Here is a 16720-nt window from a genome sequence, read left to right on the forward strand (position 1 = left end):
CTCAGTCATGCCGGGACCGGTGGCCTGACAGCCCCAACCTGGGGCCACAAAAGAAGGTAACAGGGGGAGAACCCACCCCCCGCGCCCACGACCACCCGGCCCACGATCGGCGCAACGAAAGGGCACGATCGCAGCGTCGCCGGGGAAGGCGGTCACTCGTCGGAGCAGGTTGGGCTGGTCGTGGGGCGCTTCGTTGCGACGCTGGTGTGCCCCTCGAGGTTTGCTTGAGTGGTTAGGCAAAAACTTCTCACCGTCGGGTCTACCGATGCGTCACCTTCATTCGGTGCCGGTGTTGCCAGCCCGAGGCCGGGGAGGTGTCGATGCTTCGGCGGCCCGCTCGTGACGCGCATGACGCCGCGAGCACTCTCGCCCGCCGTCGCGTTCCACTCGTTCGTGGGTACCGGGTGCACACGCCATCCGATTCGCAACGCCACCCCGGCGACCATCCACCACCCACCACGAGCCACCCCAGGGAGTCTCGATGGGCTTTTCCGACGTCCTGCGAAGAGCTTTCCTCAACGAGCCCACCGTCCCCGCCCGCCCCTACCCACCCAGCCCGGATCCGTTCGCGCAACGGCCACCGCCTCCCTCCCCACCGGCGGGAATGCCCTCACCCGTCCGCCAAACCTCGTTCCACGCACCCCTGCGCAGCGAACTGCCCGGCGTCTGGTTCGACGCAACCTTCCAGTTGGCCTGGCAGCTGCTCCCGGACGGCGAGCAGCGGCACGCCCGACCCGAGGACCTGGTCCGCGGTTACGCCTACGAGGTCGTGCACGAGGTCACCAGCACCGGGTCGGTGACGGCGGTGGAGGCCCTCCGAGCCGAGGCCAACCGGCGTCTCGGCTGGGTCCGCGAACTCGAGAGCGTGTTGCGCATGAAGGGCGGGGTCGAGCTGACCGTCCCACCGCAGTGCGCACAACTGGCCGAAGATCACGAGCGGCTGCGCCGGGAACGGCAGCTGGGCCGGCTGCGCCGGGAGCTGGAAGCAGAGGAGATCGACCACCTGCGCTCCTTCGTCTTCGGCGATGTCGTCACCGCGCGCGTCTGGTGGGCATTCCGCAACCCGGAGCGGATCCGCGACATCGCCGACATGGACGACGTCTTCCACCGGCTGTGCAATGCAGGCCCGGCACCCGCCACCCGCGCCGCGCCCGACGGATCACCGGGAACCGCCAACCACGGGCTGCCCAGCCTGGAACGCGTCGCCGAACTTCTCGCGGCACTCGACGAGACCAGCCAGCAACAGCTCTTCGACCTGGCCCGACAGCGGACGGACGGCCTTCCCCAGCCACTGCCGGAGGCTCGCTGCTCCGGCGAGACCGGGCACCGGTGGCCGGCGGACCAGCGGGCCAACGCGTTACCCGACGGCAGCCAGCCGGCCGATCTCGCCGCCCGAAACAACGGCTTACCGTCGACCACATGACTCGGGGCCGCCGCCAGGCTGATCCACGCCGGCCTGCCTCCATGAGGAGACGGAGACCGCACCTCCGTAAGGTTGCGTCCCGTGGGGCGACTGGTCGTCATCGAAGGACTGGACGGAGCCGGCAAGCGCACGCTCGCCGACGCGCTCACCGCTGCATTCGGCGAGCGCGGGCTACGCGTGACCCGGCGCGCCTTCCCCAGGTACGGCCAGGACATCCACGCCGACCTGGTGCGCGACGCGTTGCACGGCCGGCTCGGCGACCTCGTGGACTCCGTCTACGGTATGGCCGTTCTCTACGCCCTTGACCGTCGGGCCGCGGCCCCGGCCCTGCGGGCCGACCTGCTCGCGCACGACGTCGTCCTGCTCGACCGCTACGCGGCCTCCAACGCCGCCTACGGCGCCGCCCGACTGCACCAGGACGCCCGCGGCGAGTTCGTCGCCTGGCTCCGGCACCTCGAGATCGAACGGTTCGCCGTGCCCGTGCCCGACGCCCACGTGCTGCTCCGCGTCCCGGTCGAGGTGGCTGCGCACCGCGCCGAGCAGCGGGAGAGCACCGAGGCCGATCGCGCCCGCGACGCCTACGAGATCGACAACGGTCTCCAGGCCCGTTGCGCCGCGGTGTACGACGGCCTCGCCGCCGACGGCTGGCTCGCACCCTGGCACGTGGTGGACGGCGCCACCGGCGTGGACGTGCCCGCTCTCCTGGCCCGGCTCGGCCCCTGACTCCCAGGCCGGACACCACCCGACCAGACCCTTGCCTGACACGTGTGGGTGACGGTCCGCTGGAGAGACGGCGTCGTCGATCTCCCAGGACCGGTCCAGCGGACCCCACCGCACCCGCCCCGCGGGCCCGTAGGGAGCAGGTGACCTGCGCAAAAGTGCCCGGTGCCAGTACCGGCCGCGGGGCGGAAGCGGGGGTCGGTGCCGGTGCGCCAACCCGGACCGGCCAGGATCGACGCGCACACCCGAGGTCGTGGGCCGAACGGAGACCGGGGAGGGGCAGTCGTGGCGACAAGGCAGCAGGACCTGCACGGCACTGGTGAGTCAGGAGACCGGGCGGTGCACAGCCCAACAGTGAGCAGTGCAACCATGTGGGGTATGAAGGCACGCGTTCTCGTGGTGGACGACGACCCTGCCCTGGCGGAGATGCTCACCATCGTCCTGCGGGGCGAGGGCTTCGACACCGCCGTGGTCGGTGACGGCACCCGCGCGTTGCCCGCGCTCCGCGAGCTCAAGCCCGACCTGGTCCTGCTCGACCTGATGCTGCCCGGGATGAACGGCATCGACGTCTGCAAGGCCATCCGGGCCGAGTCCGGTGTGCCGATCGTCATGCTCACCGCCAAGACCGACACCGTCGACGTCGTGCTGGGCCTGGAGTCCGGAGCCGACGACTACGTCGTCAAGCCGTTCAAGCCCAAGGAGCTGGTCGCCCGCATCCGGGCCCGGCTCCGCCGCACCGACGCCGAACCCGCCGAGGTGCTCACCATCGGCGACCTCACCATCGACGTCCCCGGCCACGAGGTCACCCGGGACGGCAAGGCCATCCAGCTCACCCCGCTGGAGTTCGACCTGCTCGTGGCGCTCGCCCGCAAGCCGCGCCAGGTCTTCACCCGCGAGGTCCTGCTGGAGCAGGTCTGGGGCTACCGGCACGCCGCCGACACCCGGCTGGTGAACGTGCACGTCCAGCGGCTGCGCTCCAAGGTCGAGCGCGACCCCGAGCACCCCGAGGTCGTGCTGACCGTGCGCGGCGTCGGCTACAAGGCCGGTCCACCGTGACCCACCGCCACGGAGGGCAGCGTTGAGGAGGCTCGACGCCAGGCTGACGCGTGCCCTCGCCCGGCGGTCCAACCAACTCGCCCAGGAGGTCCGGCACCGGTGGGCGGCCTTCGGCGCGCTGTGGCGGAGGTCCCTGCAGCTCCGCGTCGTCGTCAGCACCCTCGCACTGTCCTCGGCCGTCGTCTTCGTGCTGGGCATGGTGCTGCAGACCCAGATCACCGACCGGCTGCTCAGCTCGAAGAAGGAAGCCGCGATCTCCCAGGCCGAGTCGACCGCGCGCAACGTCGAACGCGAGCTGGTGGGGGTAAACCCCGACTCCGACAACCTGGCCACCAGGCTCAACAACGCGCTCGCCCGGCTGCTGCCCAGCCACAGCACGGGGAGCACCACCGGCGCGATCGCGGGCGCGTTCGAGCCGATCCTGGTCGACGGCCGGGGCGCCAGGGAGGGCCAGGACCCCGTCGCCGCCGGCGGCCGCTTCACCGACGTCCCACCCGCGCTCCGCCGTGAGGTGGAGAGCGAACACTTCGTCTACCAGTTCACCACGATCAGCCGCGCCGGCAGCGAGATCCCGACCCTCGCGGTCGGCCTGCACGTCCGCAGCGCCACCCGCTCGCTGCAGCTCTACCTGCTGTTTCCGCTCGACGCCGAACAGCGCACCATCAACCTCGTCCAGAGCACCCTGGTGGTGGTCGGGCTCCTCCTGCTGCTGTTGCTCGCCGGCATCGCCAACCTCGTCACCCGCCAGGTGGTCAGACCGGTGCGGCAGGCCGCCGAGGTCGCCGAACGGTTCGCCGACGGACAACTCGACGAACGCATGCCCGTCATCGGTGAGGACGACGTGGCCAGACTCGCCGAGTCCTTCAACGAGATGGCCGCGAGCATCCAGCGCCAGATCCGGCAGCTCGAGGAGTTCGGCCAGCTCCAGCGCCAGTTCACCTCCGACGTCTCGCACGAGCTGCGTACCCCGCTGACCACCGTGCGAATGGCCGCGGACGTCCTGCACGCCTCCCGCGAACAGTTCCCGGAAGGACTGGCCCGTTCCACCGAGCTGCTCGTCGACGAGCTGGACCGGTTCGAGTCCCTGCTCAACGACCTGCTCGAGATCAGCCGGCTGGACGCCGGCGTCGCCGATCTGGCCGCCGAGACCCTGGATGTGCGTGCCGTCGTGCACCGCGCCGTCGACTCGCTCCGCCCCATCGCCGACAAGGCCGGCGAGCACATCGAGCTGCACCTGCCCGCCGACGAGGTCGTCGCCGAGGTCGACAGCCGCCGGCTGGAACGCATCCTGCGCAACCTGCTCGCCAACGCCGTCGACCACGGCGAGGGCCGGCCCATCGAGCTGTGGCTGGCCGCCGACGAGCACGCCGTCGCCGTCGCGGTCCGCGACCACGGCGTGGGCCTGCGACCCGGCGAGGAGGAACTGGTCTTCACCCGCTTCTGGCGTGCCGACCCGTCCCGCAACCGCCGCACCGGCGGCACCGGCCTCGGCCTGTCCATCAGCCTGGAGGACGCCCACCTGCACGGCGGCTGGCTGGAGGCGTGGGGCGAGCCCGGCCAGGGGGCCTGCTTCCGCCTCACCCTGCCTCGCCAGCAGGGTGTGGAGCTGACCGGGAGCCCGCTGCCACTGCCCCCACCCGAGGACCCCGACCAGACCACCCGACCCCAGCTCGTCGGCGGCGAGGGAGGACAGGGATGAACCGGCGCCTGCTGCTCGTAGTCGTGGCTCTGCTGGCAACCGTGGCGGGGGTTGCCGGCTGCGCCACCATTCCGACCAGCTCCGAGCCGGAGGCGGTCGGCACCCGCGATCCCGGCCGCCGCGTCCGCCCCCCGCTCGCCCCGGAGCCCGGCAGCGACCCGCTGACCCTGGTACGCCGCTACATCGAGGCCAGCGGCAACCCTGACGGCAAGCACGCCGCCGGCCGTGCCTACCTCACCCAGAACGCGCAACCGAACTGGCGCGACGACAGCTCGATGCACATCATCGGCAACGACTTCAGCACCTTTCCCGCCGAGTCCGAGGACAGCCGTGGCGACGACAAGGCCACGGTCCTGGTGCGCGGCAAGTGGAAGGGACGACTGGGTCGGGACAACGCGTTCATCCCGGACTCCAACGACTTCGAGAAGCGCATCCGTCTGGAGAAGGAAAAGGGCGAGTGGCGCATCGCCGACCCACCCGACGGCGTGGTCACCACCATCGACCGCTTCGACGAGAACTACAAGCCGGTCCCGGTCTACTTCCTCGACCGCAAGCGCGGGGAACCGGTACCCGACCTCCGCTACATCCCGTCCCAGCCCAGGAGCGCGCAACCCAACGCGGTCATCGAGATGCTGCTGAAGGGCCCGTCCCCCGCACTCAAGGACGCCGTCCGCAGCGCCATCCCCGAGGGCGTTCGCCTCAGAGGCAACGTCGTCGATGCCCCGGACGGCGCGCTCGTCGTGAACCTCACCGACGTCGGGGAGCAAACCTCGCAGAACGTCAGGCTGATCGCGACCCAGGTGGTGCTCTCCCTGAACAGCGTCAGCTCCCTGAAGGTCAAGCTGCTCAGCGAGAACGTGCCCATCGACAAGAACAAGGTCGACTGGCGTCCCTCTGACTTCCCACAGACCACCGGCGACAACGTGCCGCCCCCCAACGTGCCCGGCATGGTGGTCCTCGGTGGCCGCCTGCGCACCCTGGAAAAGGGCGGCGGCCCGGTCAAGGGACCGGCCGGCTCGCTGGACGTGGTGACTGCGGCCCAGTCCATCGACGGCGGAAGGCTCGCAGTGGTGACCCGCAGCGGCAGCGGCCAGGTCGCGCTGCGCGTCGGCCCCGTCGAAGGCAACCTCACCGAGGTGAACCTCGACCCCGCCAGCCACCTCACCAGGCCCACCTGGCAGCCTGCCAGCAATGACCGTGGCGCAACCGAGTTGTGGACGACCGTTGACCACAAGAGCGTGGTGAGCGTCGTTTACAACACGGACCGGGAATGGACCACGCGCAACGTCGACGCCACCGAGCTGACCCGCAACGGTTCCATCACCGACCTGCGGCTCTCGCGGGACGGGGTGCGTGTTGCCGCGGTGGTGGACAGCAAGCTCTTCGTCGGCAGCGTGGTGGACAACGGTAACGACGTGAGCATCCGCAACGTCCGCAAGCTCATGGACGGCGTCACCGCGGTCGACTGGCAGGGACCGGACAACCTCATTGTTGGCTCGGACAACGCCGGCCAACCGGTCATCAAGGTCTCGGTCGACGGACTCACGGTCAAGCCCTACACGGCCACCAACCTCAGCCCGCCTGTGACGGCGGTGACCGCCGCGCCCGGCAGGCAGGTCGTTGTGGCGGACAGCCGAGGACTCTGGGTCACAGCCGACGACTCCGAGTACTGGCGCGAGCACCCGGCCAACATGATGAAGCAGCCCAACGCCGTTCCCTTCTACCCTGGCTGATTCCGCACCTGCCCTGGTCCGGTGCACCCGCCTCCTGGCCAATGCCACAGACCCAAGGTGAATCAAGATCAATTAGTCAGCCGGTCACGTGCGGACGCATGGACGCTCCAGGCCCGTTCGAGCGCTGAGGGCATGCTTCCCGGCGGGGTACTCATCTCTGCGGAGCAGGCCGCGACCGCACCGGTCCCGGTCGCGCTTCTCGTGCTTGCCGAAGTCAGCCACGAGCTCATTGCCGACGACTGCGATCCCAGCCACGCCCACTGGATGTGCGCTGGCGGCCATGCAACGTTGGCCATGCAACGTTACCGGGCAGAAAACTGACGCCAGCTACTCAACCATCGCACTCATCATGTCCCGTTCGGTTCGCTGATGTTTCTGGTCCAAGCGATCGATGACGATGTCGGCGAGACGTTCGACTTGCTCCGGAGCATCGTGCTGGCTCAGGAAGACGAGCTCATCGCAGCCCGCTTCCTCATAGGCGTTGATCGCAGCGTTGATTCGCTCCGGGGTGGTCATGGCCTGGGCGATCAAGCTTTCGATCAGCTCCGGACCAGCGAAGCTGTAGTAGTGGCGCGTGACCCGATCCAGTGCTTCCACCGCATCGCTGCCGAGGGCATATTTGCGGGTGGCAACCAGGTACGGCTCACCGGAGCGGCCCTGCTGCCGCCATTGTTCACGGATTCGGGGAGCGAACTGCCGATATTCATCGATATCTGGGGGTGCCAGCCAACCCGCACCGCGTGTGGTGATGCGACGCAGTGCCGGCGCGAAGGAGGCTGCGAACAACAGCGGCGGCCCACCGGGAGTGGCAGGCTTCGGTCCGACGCTGTCATCCGTGCGTCAACTCGTGTGAAGTTCGTCCAGTAGCGCGTCCAGCTGCTTTCCGCGCGACCTGAAGCCGAGACCGCTGCGCTCGAAGTCGTCCGGGCGTGGTCCCGGGGCCAGCGCCAACCGCAGTCGGCCGGGACCCGCGAGTTGGTCGACCGAGGCGGTGGCCGAGGCAAACAGTGCGTGGTTGGCGTGCAGTGGTGCGAGTACCACTGCGAGCAGGCGGATCCGGGTGGTTGCGCCGGCAACAGCGGCGAGAGTGGTCAATGGTTCGAAGCTGGACCACATCAGCCGGTCGCTGGTGTACAGCGTAGAGAACCCCTGCTGCTCGGCACTCCATGCCCACTCCAGCAACTGTCGACCGGTAACCCCAGGAACCTGGGCGGGAAGCCCAATCCCCAATCCCGATGTCCATTGCTGTCCCTTTCCCAACTCGTGCGCCTGATGCCGGTGACGGCTACGGGATCAGCAGCGTCTTGCCGACCGTCGCCCGGTTTTCCATTTCGGCGTGCGCCACCGCCGCCTTGTCCAACGGAAACCGCTGGCCGATGACCGGAGTGAGCCTGCCGGCGGCTGCTTCGGCGAGGGCGACAGTGGTGAGTTCGCGCGCTAGCTCCGGCGATACCGATATGCCGCGAGTGAGAGTCACGCCGCGCTCGGCGGCCTCCTTGTCGTCGATCTCGGGAAAAGCTCCGGCGGCGATGCCGAACATGACCATCTGCCCGCCCTTGTCCAGGAGCTCGAACGCGGACCGGCCGACGGCTCCACCGACACCGTCGAAAACGACGTCGACCGCACCGATAGCGGCGCGAACCTCCTTTGTCCAGGTCGGAGAACGGTAGTCGACCGCGATCTCAGCACCCAGTGTGCGCGTGAGTTCGAGCTTGTGTGCCGAACCGGCGGCCGCAATCACGGTCGCACCGGCCCGACGCGCGAGTTGGACCAGCAGGCTGCCCACCCCGCCGCCAGCAGCCTCGACGAGCACCCGTGTACCCGCCCCCGGCTTGGCGGCACGGATCAAGGCCATCGCAGTCCGGCCGTCGGCAAGTAGCGCCACCGCGGTGTCGGTCCCGACGCCTTCAGGAATCTCGATCACACCGGCAGCGTCGACCGCGACCCGCTCCGCGTAACCACCGGACCCGCCCGTGCTGCTGACCACCCGGGTACCCCGCAGCGCGGGAGCAACGCCCGACCCGGTGGCGACGACCACCCCACCGACGCCGTTTCCGGGAATCGACGGCAGCCCGCTCCTGCCCATCGGCGAGGGAAACCGGCCAGCACGAATCTGGGTCTCCACGAACGTGACGTTCGCGAACTCCACCTCGATGAGGACTTGGCCGTCGCCGGGTACCGGCTCCGGGGCTTCGCCAGCCACCAGCACCTCGGGAGCACCGAACTCCTGCAACCACACGGCACGCATGCACGCCACCCTGCAACCTCAAGCGCAGTAGAGGTCAACGGTGAGGCTGATTCAACGGGTTGGTCAGTGTGTTGGTCGTTCCGTTGTGACCGTCCTGCCCTGGACCCGGTGCAGGAACGCCTGAAGCACGGGCAACCCAAAGACACGGTTGCCGAGTCCTGTCAACCCATTCACCCGTTACAGGGACAGAGTTATCCACAGCTCCTAGATTTCTCCACAGCCCACGACTCCCGACTTTGCCGCCAGCCCAAAGCAGGGCATCGTTGCCACCATGATCACGCCAACGAACAACGAACACACCGAAGACCGCCGCGGAGCTTTCCTCGCCGCCATTCTCGACGTCCTGTTCCCGGACTCCTGCGTCGGCTGCGGAGAGTTCGGCAGTGCCTGGTGTCTCCGCTGCGCACGCCAACTTCGCCACCTGCACACCGTCCACCGACCAGCCCTCGACAACGGGCCACCGGCCTACGCCCTCGGCCGCTACCAGGGCGCCGCCCGGCAGGCCGTCATCGCCTACAAGGAACGAGGACGCCGCAACCTCGCCCTCGCCTTCGCGGCCCACTTCGCCATCACGATCCCACACCTCCCAAGGGCGGGACCCGCACCCGACGGCCGCTGGTGGCTCGTCCCGGTGCCCTCGCGGAGGACCGCGGCCCGCCAACGCGGCGGTGACCACGTCCGCCGCATAGCGGCACACTGCGCCACCTATCTGACGGCCGCCGGCCACCCGGCGATCGTGGCCAACCCGCTACGGCTCACCCGAGGGGCCGTCGACTCGGTCGGCCTCGACGCCGCGGCCCGCGCCGCCAACCTGGCCGGCCGCATCCAGCTCCGCCGATCCGGCGTCCCACCACCGGACACCCCCGTGGTGCTCCTGGACGACGTGATCACCACGGGCACCACCGTGGCCCTCTGCACCACCGCACTGCACGAAGCCAACCTCGTCGTCCAAGCCTCGCTGGCCCTGGTGGATGCCGGTCACTAAGCGATCGCCCACCAGGCCAGCCAACTCAGGGGCACCGAGGCCAACCGAATGGGGATGGGAAAAGGGGGACGAGGGGATAGGGAAGGGGATCAGGGGAGGGGAGGGAGGGGGTGGGGGTGGGGGCAAGCCAGAGACGGCCGACCGCGGCCCCGCCGGGCCCGTCGCGCGGGCCAGGGCTCCAGCCGGCCTGCACGGGAAGCGGGGTATGGACCTCGCGAGTGGCCGGAGGGACTGGTCACACGGGGGTTCGCTCATTTCACGGCAGTCATGACAACTCAATAACTCTGACAGAATCCGGCATCGACGCCTATTGATTTTGCGGATTGCGGCCAAACCCTATTTGCTCGGGCGTCGAGTCAGGACGAATCGGGTTGGGTGGTTCAGGAGTCCCGGCGAGGACTTGGTCGGCAGCCCAAGGCGGGGGGAGAGAGATGAGGCGCGGAGCGGCGTCGGCGCCCAAGGGAAGGCATGCCAAGCCGCTGAGTGGGCTTCGCGTGGGATTTACTGATGATGCCGCGCGCGGCCTCAGTCGATGTTGCCGTCGCGGTCCCCGGAGCCCCCGGCTCCCTGGTGGGCGGGCTGGGCGTCGTTGGGCTCGCGGTCCGACAGCTCGAGTTGCAGGGCCCCGACGTCGAGGGCATGCGAACTGTACTTCAGCTTCCGAGCGATCTTGGTCTGCTTCGCCTTTGCGCGGCCGCGTCCCATCGGTCTGACTCCTTATCCCGTGGTACGGCGACTCAGCTTACCGCACAACGCGTTCCGTTCTCACTATCTCCGCCTCGGTGGAAGGCGTCGGGCTCCGGCCAGTGACCTGGGGAACCAGGGCGGATGCGTGGGACGCGCGCAACGAGCCAGCCCGATGACCGGCGCTGGGCCGCACCCTGGACGGACCCGCTGGTTGTACCTGTACTGGCTTCGCTCAATGAAAGTTGGGCGAGCAGCCCCCTGGGGCGCATCCGCGGATGTGGTGATGCCACAGGCACAGGCCGGGGATCAACAACACCCCAGCGGCCGGCACAGATCAGCAGTCCGGGGCTCGCAGTCAGTGCGGGGAGGCGCGGAACTCGCCGATAGCCGGACCTCAACGTGCTCCAGGGGAGCAGCAGCCCGAGCCAGTTTCGTCGTCCTCGCAAGGCTCACACGCCAACCGAGCCCGCCACGTGCCGACCCACGAAGCATCGATACCGCGCTGCGAAGCCGAAGCAGCGCGCCAGCGGCAGCTCAGCGTCGAGTGCGCCACCCTGCCCGGATCGAGTCGTTGCCGTCTCGATAGAACGTTCGGGTCATGCCGGCTCCTTCAGGGGTCCCTCGGCTGCGAAAAAGCGGGACGGAGCCGCCTGGTTGGGGGGTTCGGTGGCATGTCAACCCCCGCAATGGGTGGCGGACGACCACGCTTCCGCGTAGTTGCCGTCCACCCGCTCAGTGAGCACGCTGGGCAAGCAGTCGTAATCGCAGTGTGATCACATTGTTGTCCGGATCTGGTCGGGGGTTGATGTGTGGCGTTGGCGGGCAGACCGGCTGGTCGGGTTCGGACCGGCCATCGCCCTGGCCGCGGCCGGGATGTTGTTGGTCCTCATCGGCCAGCTGCCCACCGGTCCGGTGCCGGAGTCCGTGGTGGCGCCCGGGCGGGCGCCGTCGGGGAGCGAGCGGATGCAGGACCTGCGCGCGGAGTCCCCCGCCCAGCCGCCGGCCTCGGCGACGCGGGGTGTCGCCGCGCCGGAGGAAGGGACCAGCCTCCGGCAGGAGGGGGCGAACAGCGTCTCCTCGGCGGTGCCGGCCCCGTCCGATCGGGCCAGCATCCCCGAGTTCGGTTGGCATGAGGCCGAGCTCGCGGTCCCACCCGTTCCGCATGCCGGAACGGACCTCGCGCCGTTGCTCCGTGCCGGGTTGGGCGAGGGAATCTAGGGATGGCCCACGTCTCCGGTGCGGTCGGCCGTGATGCCGGTCCACGGCAGCTCGACGGCCGCGCCCGCCAGGCGGGGCCAGCACAGGTAACGCGGTCACCTGCTGCGTCACCCGCTCAGGTGTTGACCCCGCGGCCGGCGCGGAGTCGAGTGGAGGTAATGCCCCAGGACACACCCGGCCGGCCGGGCCGGGAACCCGGGAGGTTGGGCGGACGTTGGCCGGTCATGATGCCGCGTCCGGAAACAGCAGCACGGCTGCTGGCGAGCGCGGCAGCGCATTTCACACGTTCGAGTGGGTACGGAGCGTCACCTCCGTCGGGATGCCTACCCCCGGCGGCACCACATGGCGCTCTTCGGGCCGTCGCGGTCACTGCGCGTGGCGGCTTGACACCGTCCGCCGTCGGGACTGTCGCCGGCGCGAAACCCGAGCTAACGTGCAGCGCTATCGGCGATCCCGGCAGCAGGGAGGAGGCGATCAGCCCATGACCCTGGCGCCGACGGAGCGCTGAATCCCCGCTCCCGGCGTCGACGTCGACTCATCAGCACGCACGACGCAGCAGAGGGAGGTCGTGTATGGACATCGTCGTCAAGGGCCGTAACGTCGAGGTGCCGGACCACTATCGGGTGCATGTGGCGGACAAGCTGGCGCGGCTCGAGCGTTACGACAGGAAGGTCATCTCCTTCGACGTGGAACTGTTCCACGAGCCCAACCGGCGGCAGCAGAAGCGCTGCCAGCGCGTCGAGATCACCGGCAAGGGTCGCGGGCCCGTGATCCGCGCGGAGGCGAGCGCCGGCGACTTCTACGCCGCACTGGACCTCGCGTTGCACAAGCTGGAGAACCGGCTGCGCCGGGCACACGACCGCCGTCGCGTGCACCACGGCCAGCACCGGCCGCCCTCGGTGGCGGAGGCCACCATGGCCGGAAACGGCGCCGGAAACGGACGGGCCAACCGTCGTGGCCGGGCCGCGGTGCTGGAGGCACCGCGCACCGAGACCGAGCTCGAGACCAGCACGCCCCAGGTCCCCGCCCAGCGGTGGGAGGCCGAGTCGACGATGGGACCGGGGCGCATCATGCGGGAGAAGGAACACCCCGCCAAACCGATGAGTGTCGACCAGGCGCTGTACGAGATGGAGCTGGTCGGGCACGACTTCTACCTCTTCGTCGACATCGACCGCGGCTGCCCCAGCGTGGTCTACCGGCGGCATGGCTTCGACTACGGCCTGATTCGGCTCGTATAGACCTTCCCTCACCGCGCGGCCCCCGGACGTACCCCGCGCCGGGGGCCGCGCGCCGTGCCGGGACGATAGACGGGTGCGCGCGCCGACCAGCGGGTGGCGGTTTTGGCGGAACCTCGATGCCCGGCTCGGCCCGCCCGTACGATGGGAACGAAGGCGTCCGTGACGGGCGCGTCACGATCAGCTAGCGAGGTCGACCCCGGATGGTCCTGTCCCGACTGCTCCGCGCCGGCGAGGGCAAGATGCTCAAGCGGCTGCGGGCCATTACGGCGCACATCAACGAGTTGGAAGACGACGTCGTCGATCTCTCGGACGCGGAGCTTCGGGCCAAGACCGAGGAGTTCCGCCGGCGCTACAACGACGGCGAGGCCCTGGACGAGCTGCTGCCCGAGGCGTTCGCGGTGGCCCGGGAGGCCGCCAGGCGGGTGCTCGGCCAGCGGCCCTACGACGTCCAGCTGATGGGTGGCGCCGCGCTGCATCTGGGTTGGATCCCCGAGATGAAGACCGGTGAGGGCAAGACCCTGACCAGCGTCATGCCGGTCTACCTGAACGCGATCTCGGGCAAGGGTGTGCACCTGGTCACGGTGAACGACTACCTGGCCAAGCGTGACGCCGAGTGGATGGGCCGGGTGCACCGCTTCCTCGGGCTGGAGGTGGGGGTGATCCTCGCCCAGCTCACCCCGGACCAGCGCCGCCAGGCCTACGCCGCGGACATCACCTACGGCACGAACAACGAGTTCGGCTTCGACTACCTGCGGGACAACATGGCGTGGAGCCTGGACGAGTGCGTCCAGCGCGGCCACAACTTCGCCATCGTCGACGAGGTCGACTCGATCCTGATCGACGAGGCCCGGACCCCACTGATCATCTCCGGTCCGGCCGACCAGTCCTCCCGCTGGTACCTGGAGTTCGCCCGGCTGTCCACCGGCATGCGCCGGGACGTCCACTACGAGGTGGACGAGCGCAAGCGCACCATCGGCATCACCGAGGAGGGCGTGCAGTACGTCGAGGACCAGCTCGGTATCGACAACCTGTACGAGGCCGCCAACACCCCGCTCGTGGGCTACCTGCAGAACTCGGTCAAGGCCAAGGAGCTGTTCAAGAAGGACAAGGACTACATCGTCCGCGACGGTGAGGTCCTGATCGTCGACGAGTTCACCGGCCGCGTGCTGGCGGGCCGCCGCTACAACGAGGGCATGCACCAGGCGATCGAGGCCAAGGAAGGCGTCGAGATCAAGGCCGAGAACCAGACGCTGGCCACGATCACCCTGCAGAACTACTTCCGGCTCTACGACAAGCTGGCCGGTATGACCGGTACCGCCCAGACCGAGGCGGCCGAGTTGCACCAGATCTACAAGCTGGGCGTGGTGCCGATCCCGACCAACCGGCCGATGGTGCGCGCCGACCAGCCGGACCTGGTGTACAAGACCGAGGAGTCGAAGTTCCTCGCGGTGGCCGAGGACATCGTCGAGCGGCACCAGAAGGGCCAGCCGGTGCTGATCGGCACCACCAGCGTGGAGCGCTCCGAGTACCTGTCGAAGCTGTTGCGCTCCAAGGGTGTCCCGCACGAGGTGCTCAACGCCAAGCACCACGAGCGGGAGGCGGCGATCATCGCCCGTGCCGGCCGCAAGGGCGCGGTCACGGTCGCCACCAACATGGCCGGCCGCGGTACCGACATCATGCTCGGCGGTAACCCCGAGTTCGAGGCCGACCTGGAGCTGCGTGCGCGCGGCCTGGACCCGGTGCACTCGCCCGACGAGTACAACGCCGAGTACCCCAAGCTCGTCGAGGACATGCGTGCCCAGGTCAAGGCCGAGGCCGAGGAGGTCCGCGCGGCCGGCGGCCTGTACGTGCTGGGCACCGAGCGGCACGAGTCGCGGCGGATCGACAACCAGCTGCGTGGCCGGTCCGGCCGGCAGGGCGACCCCGGTGAGTCGCGGTTCTACCTGTCGCTGGGCGACGAGCTCATGCGCCGGTTCAACGCGAGCATGGTCGAGGCCGTGATGACCCGGCTGCGGGTGCCGGACGACGTGCCGATCGAGCACAAGATGGTCACCCGGGCCATCCGCAGCGCCCAGACCCAGGTCGAGCAGCAGAACTTCGAGATCCGCAAGAACGTCCTCAAGTACGACGAGGTCATGAACCAGCAGCGCAAGGTGATCTACGCCGAGCGCCGTCGCGTGCTGGAGGGCGAGGACCTGCGCGACCAGGTCGAGCACATGATCCGCGACGTGGCCACCGCCTACGTCAACGGCGCCACCTCCGAGGGCTACTCCGAGGACTGGGACCTCGACCAGCTGTGGACCGCGCTCAAGACGCTCTACCCGATCTCGGTGAGCTGGCAGCAGCTGGCCGACGAGAAGGACGACCTGAGCCGGGAGACACTGCTGGAGGCCGTGGTCGCCGACGCCCAGGAGGCGTACCGGCGCCGCGAGGCCGAGATCGACGGCAAGGTCGGCGAGGGCGCCATGCGCGAGCTGGAGCGTCGCGTCGTGCTGAGCGTGCTGGACCGCAAGTGGCGCGAGCACCTCTACGAGATGGACTACCTCAAGGAGGGCATCGGCCTGCGCGCGATGGCCCAGCGCGACCCGCTGGTCGAGTACCAGCGCGAGGGCTTCGACATGTTCAACACGATGCTGGAGGCGTTGAAGGAGGAGGCCGTCGGCTTCCTGTTCAACCTCCAGGTCGAGGCGGCCGAGCCGGAGCCGTCGGCCGCGCAGCCGGAGCCGGAGGCGGTGAACGCGGCCGAGCAGACCACGGTGATCCCGACCGGCAACGGCGGGGCGCCGGCCGGCCCGGCCATGGCCCAGCTCGGGGGCGCTGCGGCGGGCGGCGAGGTTCCGGCGCCGCTGCGGGGCCGGGGGCTGGAGTCGCCCCAGCGGCCGCAGATGATGTTCTCCGGCCCGTCCGAGGGCGGCGGTGTGGAGACGCACGGCGAGCCCGACGGCGACGGCCGCCAGTCCGGCTCCCGGCGTGAGCGGCGGGCCGCCGCCCGCGCCCAGGCGAAGGAGCAGAAGAAGCGCCGCCGCTGAGCGGTGGCTGAGCGCGCCGAGCGAACGGCGTGCACGGGCGCGGCACCGGTCAACGGTGCCGCGCCCGTGCGTCCCGGCCGTAGGCCGGCCGCCACGGCCGCGTCAGAGCAGGCAGAACTCCGCGCAGCGCCACCCGTCCCCGTGGCTTTCGATCCGGGCGACGGCGGCCCGGAGCCGGTCCCCGCACCACACCGAGGCGCTGGCCTCGACCGCCCCGGCGTGGGGCATCGAGATCCGCAGGGAACGGAGGCGGTACCGGACCCGCGCCTGCTGGTCGGCCGCCCCGGCCCGCGCGAGCTGGGCGATGCGGGCGTGCACCTCACCGGAGACCAACCGGCCCAGCTGCTCCGGCTGGCGGCGACCGTTCAACACTTCCAGCACGGCCACCAGCAGCCGGCGTGCCACCCGGCGGGCGGTCTGCGCCGCGGCGTCGGGTACCTGGCCGGTCGGTACCCCGGGGAGCGGTGGTGCGTCGAAGCCGTCGCGCTCGGCGTGGCTGTCCGGCTTCCCGGTCAGCTCCGGGGCCACACCATTGGTGTCCGGTACTGGTTCCAGCGCGGGCGCGTGGCTGACGCCCAAGCCGTGCGGGCGAGGACGGAATGCTTCATGGGCGGCGGCGGTTGCCATGACCCCTCCTGACACACGTGTGATCAATTGCGCCCTCCAGAGGGGCCTCGACCCCCA

12 protein-coding genes and 1 pseudogene are annotated in these 16720 nt (G+C 69.6%); 9 read left to right on the plus strand and 4 right to left on the minus strand.

Going from position 1 to position 16720, the window contains the following annotated elements; translation table 11 throughout:
- Positions 1–481: 481 nt before the first annotated feature.
- From IEY55_RS28290 to IEY55_RS28310, 5 genes are all read left to right on the plus strand, one after another.
- The gene (locus tag IEY55_RS28290; RefSeq protein WP_189061629.1) at positions 482–1423 is read left to right on the plus strand and encodes a hypothetical protein; all 942 of its coding nucleotides are present in this window, start codon (positions 482–484) and stop codon (positions 1421–1423) included.
- Between the two features lie 81 nt (positions 1424–1504).
- Positions 1505–2146, plus strand: coding sequence for a dTMP kinase (locus IEY55_RS28295; protein ID WP_189061630.1), 642 nt, complete (start codon positions 1505–1507; stop codon positions 2144–2146).
- 375 nt (positions 2147–2521) lie between these two features.
- The gene (mtrA, locus tag IEY55_RS28300; protein WP_229686838.1) at positions 2522–3199 is read left to right on the plus strand and encodes an MtrAB system response regulator MtrA; all 678 of its coding nucleotides are present in this window, start codon (positions 2522–2524) and stop codon (positions 3197–3199) included.
- Between the two features lie 22 nt (positions 3200–3221).
- On the plus strand, positions 3222–4898 hold the full coding sequence (gene mtrB / locus IEY55_RS28305) for an MtrAB system histidine kinase MtrB (RefSeq protein WP_229686839.1): 1677 nt from the start codon (positions 3222–3224) through the stop codon (positions 4896–4898).
- Positions 4895–6631 (plus strand): LpqB family beta-propeller domain-containing protein, encoded by a 1737-nt coding sequence (locus tag IEY55_RS28310; RefSeq protein WP_189061631.1) that lies wholly within the window; start codon positions 4895–4897, stop codon positions 6629–6631. Before mtrB ends, IEY55_RS28310 begins: the two co-directional genes overlap by 4 nt.
- Before the next feature lie 327 nt (positions 6632–6958).
- Here IEY55_RS28310 and IEY55_RS32345 read toward each other — a convergent pair.
- Together IEY55_RS32345 and IEY55_RS28325 are read right to left on the minus strand one after the other, a co-directional pair.
- Positions 6959–7891, minus strand: a pseudogene (locus IEY55_RS32345) (LLM class flavin-dependent oxidoreductase).
- Between the two features lie 25 nt (positions 7892–7916).
- Positions 7917–8879, minus strand: a complete 963-nt coding sequence (locus IEY55_RS28325) for a zinc-binding dehydrogenase (protein ID WP_189061634.1) — start codon at positions 8877–8879, stop codon at positions 7917–7919.
- Positions 8880–9150: 271 nt separating this feature from the next.
- Here IEY55_RS28325 and IEY55_RS28330 point away from each other — a divergent pair, with 271 nt between their 5' ends.
- A complete protein-coding gene (locus tag IEY55_RS28330; protein ID WP_229686840.1) occupies positions 9151–9864 on the plus strand; it encodes a ComF family protein in 714 nt (237 codons plus the stop codon).
- A gap of 525 nt (positions 9865–10389) precedes the next feature.
- Here IEY55_RS28330 and IEY55_RS28335 read toward each other — a convergent pair.
- Positions 10390–10569 carry a DUF3073 family protein gene (locus IEY55_RS28335; RefSeq protein WP_189061635.1) on the minus strand — a complete coding sequence of 60 codons (180 nt, stop codon included), beginning with the start codon at positions 10567–10569 and terminating at the stop codon, positions 10390–10392.
- A 789-nt stretch (positions 10570–11358) separates the two neighbouring features.
- Between IEY55_RS28335 and IEY55_RS28340 the strand changes: the two genes are divergently transcribed.
- The 3 genes from IEY55_RS28340 (at position 11359) to secA (ending at position 16036) form a co-directional block, all read left to right on the plus strand.
- Positions 11359–11769 carry a hypothetical protein gene (locus IEY55_RS28340; RefSeq protein ID WP_189061636.1) on the plus strand — a complete coding sequence of 137 codons (411 nt, stop codon included), beginning with the start codon at positions 11359–11361 and terminating at the stop codon, positions 11767–11769.
- Between the two features lie 572 nt (positions 11770–12341).
- Positions 12342–13007, plus strand: a complete 666-nt coding sequence (gene hpf, locus IEY55_RS28345) for a ribosome hibernation-promoting factor, HPF/YfiA family (protein WP_189061637.1) — start codon at positions 12342–12344, stop codon at positions 13005–13007.
- A gap of 200 nt (positions 13008–13207) precedes the next feature.
- On the plus strand, positions 13208–16036 hold the full coding sequence (secA, locus tag IEY55_RS28350; protein ID WP_189061638.1) for a preprotein translocase subunit SecA: 2829 nt from the start codon (positions 13208–13210) through the stop codon (positions 16034–16036).
- Between the two features lie 102 nt (positions 16037–16138).
- On the opposite strand, the gene IEY55_RS28355 is transcribed toward secA, so the two are convergent.
- Positions 16139–16663 carry an Rv3235 family protein gene (locus tag IEY55_RS28355; protein WP_189061639.1) on the minus strand — a complete coding sequence of 175 codons (525 nt, stop codon included), beginning with the start codon at positions 16661–16663 and terminating at the stop codon, positions 16139–16141.
- Positions 16664–16720: the final 57 nt, after the last annotated feature.

It is taken from the genome of Longimycelium tulufanense, from assembly GCF_014645795.1.
Classification (GTDB): Bacteria; Actinomycetota; Actinomycetes; order Mycobacteriales; family Pseudonocardiaceae; genus Longimycelium; species Longimycelium tulufanense.

Bases quoted from the DNA above. Each gene is read 5' to 3' on its own strand.
- IEY55_RS28290 (WP_189061629.1), top strand. From the start codon at position 482: ATGGGCTTTTCCGACGTCCTGCGAAGAGCTTTCCTCAACGAGCCCACC.
- mtrA (WP_229686838.1), top strand. From the start codon at position 2,522: ATGAAGGCACGCGTTCTCGTGGTGGACGACGACCCTGCCCTGGCGGAG.
- IEY55_RS28310 (WP_189061631.1), top strand. From the start codon at position 4,895: ATGAACCGGCGCCTGCTGCTCGTAGTCGTGGCTCTGCTGGCAACCGTG.
- IEY55_RS28325 (WP_189061634.1), bottom strand. From the start codon at position 8,879: ATGCGTGCCGTGTGGTTGCAGGAGTTCGGTGCTCCCGAGGTGCTGGTG.
- IEY55_RS28330 (WP_229686840.1), top strand. From the start codon at position 9,151: ATGATCACGCCAACGAACAACGAACACACCGAAGACCGCCGCGGAGCT.
- IEY55_RS28335 (WP_189061635.1), bottom strand. From the start codon at position 10,569: ATGGGACGCGGCCGCGCAAAGGCGAAGCAGACCAAGATCGCTCGGAAG.
- hpf (WP_189061637.1), top strand. From the start codon at position 12,342: ATGGACATCGTCGTCAAGGGCCGTAACGTCGAGGTGCCGGACCACTAT.
- secA (WP_189061638.1), top strand. From the start codon at position 13,208: ATGGTCCTGTCCCGACTGCTCCGCGCCGGCGAGGGCAAGATGCTCAAG.
- IEY55_RS28355 (WP_189061639.1), bottom strand. From the start codon at position 16,663: ATGGCAACCGCCGCCGCCCATGAAGCATTCCGTCCTCGCCCGCACGGC.